Below are 8,656 nucleotides of genomic sequence, written 5' to 3'. Positions count from 1 at the left end.
TGAAAATCGCTGAATTCATCAAGGCGCATACGGCTGAAGACGATACAGTCATATGGTACGGCTTCGACTGGTCGAGTGAAGTCGCCTTCTATTCGCAGCGCAAGTCACTGACCGTCCCGGCGTGGCCGTGGAAGAATTTTGAAATCGATGCGATCGAGCACCGCGAACGCTTTCTCGATCGGGAGCCGGCCGCCATTGTGGTTTGCAAGAGCCCCAACACGGAGCATGTGCTTTCAGCCGTGCGTGCGAAATATCCCGCCGCCGCGGTCGAGACTATCAACAACTGCCCGGTTTTTTTGATTGGCGCGCCAACTTCTGTCCGCGATCAAAGGCAATGACGCGGAGCAAGGCGTTTTTTATCCACGTACGCCGCAAACAATGCGAGTTATGACAGTCATTTCGCAGCAAGTCGGAACGCTCTCGGTATCAAATACCGTCTCTGAGAAAGTGATGCCCGTCGCTCGGCAGGTCCGAGGATGTGGTAAGAAAGCGATAAAATGGAGGTGTCATGCCGGCAACGCTTTCTGATGGAGCCTCTGGCAAGTCGCCGGCCAGGTTCGAATTGCCGCTGGTGGTGGACCTTGACGGCACGTTGCTTGTAACGGACAGCTATTCCGAAACATTCGTTTCGGCGCTCTTCAATCGCCCTTTGGTCGCCATTCAAGCAATCGCGAAGCTGATTTTTCGTGGCAAGGCGGCCTCCAAGCAGGTTCTTGCTGAAGGGACGGATCTCGATCTCGAGACTTTGCCCCTGCGAAAAGAACTTGTCGATTTTCTTCGCGATGAGGAAGCGCGCGGACGGTCTGTCAATTTGGCCACGGCGGCTGATCGCAACATCGCGGAAGCGGTGGCCGCGCGGCTGGGCCTGTTCAGTTCCGTCCACGCGAGCGAAAACGACCATAATCTCAAGGGGGCGCGGAAGGCGGAACGATTGAAGACGGTCTTTCCGCAGGGCTTTGTCTATGCGGGCGACTGCCGAGCGGATTTTCCGATCTGGAAGCAAGCTGCCGGCGCGATTGTGGTGTCCTCCGACAAAAAATTATTGGGCGAGGTCTCTGCGAGCGGAGTCCCGATCGAACGCGTTTTTGATGCGCCGCCTAGCGGCTTTCGCCCCTGGCTCAAGGCTGCGCGACCGCATCAGTGGGCAAAGAACATCCTGGTCATGGTCCCGATCCTGCTGGGTTTGCGGAACTTGAGCGTCAGCGGCGCTCTGTCTGCGTTTGTCGCGATGATGATCCTCTGCGTTCTCGCGTCCTTGACCTATATGCTCAACGACATTGTCGACCTTTCGGCGGATCGCCTGCACTGGTCCAAATCCAGACGCCCCTTCGCTTCCGGCGTTCTACCGGTGGAGTATGGCCTGGTCGCCGCAGGTTTGGGAATTCCGATGTTGCTAGGGCTGGGATTTTGGATGTCGCCCGGGATCGGCTTGGTGCTCTTGGCTTATCTGCTGCTGACACTGGCCTATTCCTTGCGCCTTAAGCGCGTGCCCATACTGGATGTCACCATTCTTGCGACATTGTTCACATTGCGCCTGGCGTTGGGCGTCGTCGCCGCCGGTCAGGAATGGTCGGTATGGCTGCTCAGTTTCTCGATGTTCTTTTTCTTCTCGCTGGCGATTGCCAAACGCCATACCGAACTCCTGCGCGCAGCCGCATCCGGCGCCGGCCATTCCGAGAGCGGCATAGTGTATGGCCGCGGCTATCACATCGAAGACAATGATGTCACCCTCGTCTATGGCGCGGGTGCCTCAATCGCTTCGATTGTCATCCTGGTGCTTTATTTGACGGAGGAAGTTTTATCCCGCCCCTTGTTCGAACATCCGCAATATTTGTGGTTTGAGCCATTGGCGGTCTTCCTTTGGACCGCACGCGTCTGGTTGTTGTCGCATCGCGGGCAGATGACCGACGATCCCTTGCTTTTCGCTTTGAAGGATCGCACAAGCTTGGCTATCGGGCTTGCCGTCGCCATCTCGTTAGGTCTGGCGTTAATTTGATGATCTCGTTTCAGCCTTGCTCTGAGCTTCTTTCCTGGGGACGCATTCTGCGCGCTCCCTGTAATCTCGCCCATCCTCGTTTTAGGGACGATCTGCCCGGCCTTGTCGAAGAACAGCGAGAAAACAGCCTCCTGGCGGTGGGTTTGGGGCGATCCTATGGTGACAGCGGGTTGAATTGCGGCGGAAATGTCATCGCCATGCGCGGTCTAGATCGCGTGACTGCGTTCGACGCCGATGCCGGCGTCATCCGCGCCGACGCGGGCCTGTCACTGGATCAACTCATCCGAATTTGCGTCCCCCACGGCTTGTTTCCGCCAGTAGCGCCAGGTACGCGCTTTGTAACGTTAGGCGGCATGGTCGCCAATGACGTTCATGGCAAAAATCATCATCGAGCAGGAACTTTCGGCAGCCACGTCCGCTGGCTGCGCTTGCGCCGCACCGATGGCTCCATCCACGATCTTTGCCCGGACGACAAAAGCGGTCTTTTTGCCGCGACCATCGGCGGGCTGGGCCTTACTGGCGTTATCGAACAGGTGGAAATTCAGCTCAAGAAGGCTGGAGCTTATCTCGAATCTGAAAATATCGCATTCGATAATTTAGCGGATTTCTTCCAGCTTGCGCTTGAGTTCTCGGCTAATCATGAATACACGGTGGCATGGGTCGACTGCGCCAACAGCAAGGGACGGGGTGTTTTTTCGTGCGCCAATCAGGCGTCCAATCCCCGTCGCACCTTACACGGCAAAAAAGGCGTCAGGTTTCCCGTCGAGGCACCGTCCTTCGCCCTCAATTCCATGACGCTCAAGGCATTCAATGCATTGTATTTCAACGCCCTGAGAATGACGGCGCACCGACAGATCGTTCATTACGCCCCATTCTTCTTTCCGCTCGACGCCATCCTGAACTGGAACAGGCTCTATGGCAGGAGGGGCATGTACCAGTATCAATGCGCCCTCCCCACCGAACACGCGCAGGACGCTGTTGCGGAAATGCTGGTTCAGATCGCCAAGAGCGGGCTGGGGTCGTTTCTCGCCGTGCTCAAGACCTTCGGCGACAAGCCTTCGCCGGGCCTCCTTTCTTTTCCCCTGCCAGGAGCAACCCTGGCGCTTGATTTTCAGAACCACGGAGACGTGACGTTAGCCTTGATGAAACGCCTTGACACGATAGTCGCCGAGGCGCGTGGGCGGCTTTATCCGGCCAAGGATGGCCGGATCGGGTCCGAGCTTTTCGCTTCAGGCTACCCTGAACTCTCGACCTTTGCCGCCCATGTCGACCCCGGCATGTCGTCCACTTTTTGGAGACGCGTTCATCCATGAACCCTCGCCATATCATCATTTTAGGCGCGACCTCGGCGATTGCCGAGGCCGTCGCGCGAATCTACGCGGCCGAAGGCGCGCGTGTGGTTCTGGCCGGTCGCAACGCCGGCCATTTGCAGCAGATCGCCACCGACCTTTCGGCAAGAGGCGCCGTCGCCGCCGAAGTCGAGGTGCTGGATCTCGCGCAACCGGTCGATGCGCGGGCGCAGCTTGCCGCCATGGCTGAACGCGTCGGCGGCGTGGACGACATCCTCATTTTCTATGGCGTCCTAGGAAACGTGAAGGACGCGGAAGACGATCTTGCCGAGGCCCGCGCGGTTCTGGCGACCAATTTCACCTCCGCTGCTGAATGGAGTTTGGCCGCTGCCAGAATTCTGGAAGCCCAGAACAGGGGATCGCTCATTGTTGTTGGTTCGGTTGCGGGCGATCGGGGGCGTCAGTCCAATTATGTTTACGGCGCCGCCAAAGGCGGGCTGGGCATTCTTATTCAGGGCATAGCCCACCGGCTTGCAAATCGTGGCAGCACGGCGCGAGCCGTTCTGGTCAAGCCAGGGTTCGTGGACACGCCGATGACGGCGGACATCAAAAAAGGCGGCCCCTTGTGGGCCAGCCCTGAAACGGTCGCCGCGATCATCCGCCGCGCTGCGGACAAAGGCGGCCCGATCATCTACGCGCCCTGGTTCTGGCGCTTCATTCTCTTGGTCATCCGCGTCCTTCCGGCGCCCATCTTTAACAAGCTAGCGATTTGATTTCCTCATGAAGACAATCATCATCACTGGCGCGGCGGGCTTGGTCGGCCAAAACCTCGTCCCCCGGCTCAAGGAGCGCGGTTATCGCATCGTCGGAATAGACAAACATCCCGCTAACACCGCTCGCCTCCGGGAATTGCATCCCGACATCGAGGTGATCGAGGCTGATTTGAGCGTCGCTGGCCCGTGGATGCAGGCCTTCGCCGGGGCCGAGGCCGTCGTCATCAATCAGGCGCAGATCGGCGGACTTGATCGCGCCGAGTTTGTCGCCAACAACATTACCGCGACCGAGCGCATCGTCGACGCGATTCGTGCGCATCAGGTTCCTTATTTTGTTCACATCTCCTCTTCGGTGGTGAATTCGGAGGCACAGGATTTTTACGTCGAGACCAAGACGGCACAGGAACGCTTCATCGACACGGTGACGGAAATTCCCCATATTGTGTTACGGCCGACGCTGATGTTTGGCTGGTTCGATCGCAAGCATTTGGGCTGGCTGCGGCGGTTCATGGACAAGACGCCGGTTTTTCCCGTCCCCGGTTCGGGTGAGTTTCGCCGGCAGCCTCTCTACGCCGGCGATTTCGCATCCATCATTGTCGCCTCGATCGAGACCAGCATCGAAGGAACCTTCGATATCAGTGGGCGCACTGAGATCAATTACATAGACATTATTCGTCTTATCAAGCAGACAGCCAACGCAAAGGCGCATATCGTAAATATTCCCTATAATTTTTTTTATGTATTGCTTTGGCTTTATTCGAAGTTCGACAGCAATCCGCCTTTCACGGTCAACCAGTTGCAGGCGCTGGTTATTCCCGAGGTCTTTCCGGTGATCGACTGGCCAGGTATTTTCGGCGTCGTGGAAACTCCTTTGCGGCGGGCTTTCGAGGAAACCTATCTTGATCCACGCTATGGCAAAATCGTGCTGGATTTCTAGGAGCTAACCCCTTGGTGAAAACTGTCGTCATCGGCGCCGGCGCCATGGGATTGGCCGCCGCGCATTATGCCTTGAATTTGGGCCATGAGGTCGATCTTGTCGAAGCCGACGCCGTTCCGGGCGGCATGGCTGCGCATTTTGATTTCGGCGGCCTCTCGATCGAGCGATTCTATCATTTTGTCTGCAAACCGGACGCGCCGACCTTCGCCCTGATGGCGGAACTCGGGATTGCCGATAAAATGCGATGGCGACCGACATCCATGGCTTATTTTGCAGGCGGCGCGCTGCACAAATGGGGCGACCCCATTTCGCTGCTGACGACCAGCTTGCTCAATCCGCTGGAAAAGCTGCGCTACGGCCTGCAGATGTTTTTGACCACACGGCGCAGGTCATTCGACGGCCTAGAAAGGGTCTCCGCCAAGAACTGGATCGAAAACGGCTCGGGTAAAGGCGTCTATGACAAGCTTTGGCGCCGGCTCATGGAGCTGAAGTTCTACCAATATGCGGACAATGTTTCCGCCGCATGGATTGCAACGCGCGTTCGTCGCGTGGGGAAGTCTCGCCAATCCTTGTTCCAGGAGGAACTCGGCTACATCGAAGGCGGATCTCAGACGCTCGTGGACGCGCTGGTGCGCTCCATCGAAAGCAGAGGCGGGCGCATTCATCTTTCCACACCAGCTGAGAAAGTGGATACGGAGAATGGGAAATTGCGCGGCGTGACCGCCGGCGGACGTTTTTTTCCGGCAGATGCCGTTATTTCGACGATTCCGACTCCCTTGGTGTCGCGACTTGTGCCCGACCTGGACGAAGCTTCGAAAGCCGCCTATGACGCCATCCGCAATATTGGCGTTATCTGCGTCGTCCACAAACTCAAACGGCCGGTCAGCCCTCATTTCTGGATCAATATCATGGACCCTGGCATAGGGATTCCCGGGCTGATCGAGTTTTCGAACCTTCGGCCAGTCGACGGGACGATCGTTTACACGCCCTATTACATGCCGATCGACAACCCGAAATGGGCGATGTCGGATGCGGCCTTGATGGATGAGAGCTTCAACTATCTTAAGATGGTCAATCCAGAACTGACCGATGCGGACCGCATCGATTCCAGCCTTGGACGGCTGCGTTACGCCCAGCCCCTGTGTGAGCCTGGCTTCGCCGCCAAAATCCCTCTCGTACGAACGCCCATCGAAGGTCTGTTTGTCGCCGACACCAGTTTCTATTACCCGGAAGACAGAGGCATATCCGAAGGCACACGCTTGGCGAGGGAAATGGCCATGGCGATTGGAACAGATCATCAAATCCGGCGCGAGCCGATTTTCGCATGAAATCAAGCACCAGACTGGTTACCCGATAAGAAGTTGGAGCCTCCGCCAACGCCGGGGTCTTGCAGGAGCAATCATGATGTCCACGGAATTCATCCGCTTTCTGCTGACCGGCGGCGTAGCGGCGGCGGTCAATCTCGGCAGCCGCTATTTTTTCAATAACTTCATCGGGTTCGAGATCGCCGTGGTCGTCGCCTATATCCTTGGCATGATTACGGCGTATGTGTTGGCGCGTCTCTTCGTGTTTCAGACGTCCGGCCGCTCGATGCCGTCGGAATTCAAGCGCTTCGCGATCGTGAATGTTTTCTCGCTCGGCCTCGTCTGGACGATCAGTGTCGTCTTGGCCGTCTACCTTTTTCCCGCGATGGGATTCAGCTGGCACACCAAGGATGTTGCTCATTTCATCGGCGTCACGGCCCCAGCTGCGGCGAGCTATGTTGGTCATCGCGCGTATACGTTCAAGAGTGTCCAGGCGTGAAAGTAGGCCGCGCAATCGGGAGTCTTTTGGCGCTCACGCTAGCCGTTCGGCGATGCCGCCATGACGTGAACAAGCGCCCTGGGAGTGTTCCGCGTGGCTGTAGGAGCTGGTCTGCCCCCTGAAAAATGGTCCTCCCTGAAGTATGGTTTTCGAACCGGACGGAGGACAGAAGGATGGCAGGAAAGAGACACAAGCCAGAAGAGATCGTTGCCAAGCTTCGTCAAATCGACGTGCTGATTTCGCAGGGCCGATCGGCGGCGGAATCGATCCGATCGATAGGCGTGACAGAGGTCACATATTATCGCTGGCGGTCGGAATTCGGGGGGCTGAAGGGTGTTCAGGTCAAGCGGCTAAAGGAGCTTGAGGCGGAGAACGCGCGGCTGCGGCGCGCCGTTTCGGACCTGACGCTGGATAAGCTGATCCTGGCTGAGGCCGCCAAGGAAAACTTCTAAGCCCCGCCCGCCGCCGCGCCTGTGTGGAGCATGTGAAATCGGAACTCGGCGTGCCCGAAAGACGGGCGTGCCGGGTCTTGGGGCAGCATCGTTCCACGCAGCGCAAGACGCCGACGACGCCCGACGATGAGGCGGCCCTGCGGGCCGACATCATCGCGCTCGCCACCCAATACGGCCGCTATGGCTACCGCCGCATCGCGGCGCTGCTGGAGCGGGCTGGCTGGGCGGTGAACATCAAGCGGGTCGAACGAATCTGGCGGCAGGAGGGGCTGAAGGTCCCGAGTAAACAGCCGAAGAAAAGCCGGCTCTGGCTGAACGACGGCTCCTGCGTCCGGCTGCGGCCGGAGCGTCCCAACCATGTCTGGTCCTACGACTTCGTGGAGGACCGCACGCACAAGGGGCGGAAATACCGCATGCTCAACATCATTGATGAGTTCACCCGCGAATGCTTGGCCATGCGCGTGGATCGGCGGCTCAACTCGACCGACGTCGTCGACGCGCTCACGGATCTGTTCATTTTGCGTGGCGTTCTGGCGCACATCCGTTCCGATAATGGCCCCGAGTTCATCGCCAAGGCCGTTCGCAAATGGATCGCCGCCGTGGGGGCGCAGACCGCCTATATCGCGCCGGGCAGCCCCTGGGAGAACGGCTATTGCGAGAGCTTCAACTCCAAGCTCCGCGACGAACTTCTCAATGGCGAGATTTTCTACACGCTCAAGGAGGCGCGAACCGTGATCGAAAGCTGGCGGCGCCATTATAACGCTGTCAGGCCGCATTCGGCTCTGGGCTACAAACCGCCTGCTCCGGAAGTCGCGCTATGGCCGGCTGCGCAATCCGGACCAGCTTCGCCGGCCCCCCCAACAGTGGCGCCGCGCCCGATCGTGAATTAAAGTTCAACTCGGACCACCTAATGGGGCCGGCCACCTTCCCTTCACCCGCTCCAATTTAATTTGCTTGAGGTTCTAAGGTTTTTGGACGTAGGAGCGGAGACCAGAATGGGTTTCAAAGCGCCGGAAAGCAAGGGTTTCAAGGGCATCGAGTAATTGCGGGAAAAGTTTAAAAACCGGAGGAAGTTCTCCAAGCTGAATACGAGGGTTCGATTCCCTTCACCCGCTCCAGTTCGTATTTTTTTATCAAGGCGCCGAGCAGCAAGAAATGCATGGCTTGGTTGAAGATCGGTTGATTCACGCTAGAAACCGCGTGACCTGTATTCCAAAAAAACCGTCGGTTGAGTACGGGATGTTGGGCATGACGCCGTGCTCCTTAACGCTTCTGCGGATCGAATTTGCATCGTAGCCTTTTTCGGCATGGGCCCAGACGCCCTTGGCGGCCCAACGTAGATGGCGATTGTAAAGCGTTTTTCTTGGTCCGTACTCGAATGGCGCGTCGGACCAGCGGCCACCCGT

General features: G+C 57.8%; 8 protein-coding genes and 1 pseudogene. 8 read left to right on the top strand and 1 reads right to left on the bottom strand.

Annotated features, from left to right (window positions below; translation table 11 throughout):
* From ACLP2E_RS00060 to ACLP2E_RS00025, 8 genes are all read left to right on the top strand, one after another.
* On the top strand, positions 1-338 hold a 338-nt coding region (locus ACLP2E_RS00060; RefSeq protein ID WP_442464790.1), incomplete at its 5' end, for a hypothetical protein.
* Positions 339-508: 170 nt separating this feature from the next.
* Positions 509-1,996, top strand: coding sequence for a UbiA family prenyltransferase (locus ACLP2E_RS00055; protein WP_442464789.1), 1,488 nt, complete (start codon positions 509-511; stop codon positions 1,994-1,996).
* Complete coding sequence (locus ACLP2E_RS00050; RefSeq protein WP_442464788.1) at positions 1,996-3,309, top strand: FAD-binding oxidoreductase; 1,314 nt, start codon at positions 1,996-1,998, stop codon at positions 3,307-3,309. The genes ACLP2E_RS00055 and ACLP2E_RS00050 overlap by 1 nt, the downstream gene beginning before the upstream one ends.
* Positions 3,306-4,058 (top strand): SDR family NAD(P)-dependent oxidoreductase, encoded by a 753-nt coding sequence (locus ACLP2E_RS00045; protein ID WP_442463895.1) that lies wholly within the window; start codon positions 3,306-3,308, stop codon positions 4,056-4,058. The genes ACLP2E_RS00050 and ACLP2E_RS00045 overlap by 4 nt, the downstream gene beginning before the upstream one ends.
* 7 nt (positions 4,059-4,065) lie before the next feature.
* Positions 4,066-4,995 (top strand): NAD-dependent epimerase/dehydratase family protein, encoded by a 930-nt coding sequence (locus ACLP2E_RS00040; protein WP_442463894.1) that lies wholly within the window; start codon positions 4,066-4,068, stop codon positions 4,993-4,995.
* A gap of 44 nt (positions 4,996-5,039) precedes the next feature.
* Positions 5,040-6,323: an NAD(P)/FAD-dependent oxidoreductase gene (locus ACLP2E_RS00035; RefSeq protein WP_442464791.1), complete on the top strand. Its 1,284-nt coding sequence runs from the start codon at positions 5,040-5,042 to the stop codon at positions 6,321-6,323.
* A 76-nt stretch (positions 6,324-6,399) separates the two neighbouring features.
* Positions 6,400-6,798: a GtrA family protein gene (locus ACLP2E_RS00030; protein WP_442464787.1), complete on the top strand. Its 399-nt coding sequence runs from the start codon at positions 6,400-6,402 to the stop codon at positions 6,796-6,798.
* Between the two features lie 173 nt (positions 6,799-6,971).
* Positions 6,972-8,140, top strand: a protein-coding gene (locus tag ACLP2E_RS00025) for an IS3 family transposase (protein ID WP_442464786.1) whose coding sequence is annotated in 2 segments (ribosomal slippage) — positions 6,972-7,236 and positions 7,236-8,140 — 1,170 coding nt in all. Because the reading frame shifts where the segments join, the coding sequence is not laid out codon by codon here.
* Positions 8,141-8,563: 423 nt separating this feature from the next.
* On the opposite strand, the pseudogene ACLP2E_RS00020 reads toward ACLP2E_RS00025, so the two are convergent.
* Positions 8,564-8,656 (bottom strand): annotated as a pseudogene (locus ACLP2E_RS00020) (IS5/IS1182 family transposase); the annotation flags it as partial.

The sequence above is a fragment of the Rhodoblastus sp. genome (assembly GCF_052145335.1).
Lineage (GTDB): Bacteria > Pseudomonadota > Alphaproteobacteria > Rhizobiales > Beijerinckiaceae > Rhodoblastus.
Note: the sequence above shows the minus strand (reverse complement) of the source record. Positions and strands in the feature narration are given on the sequence as shown.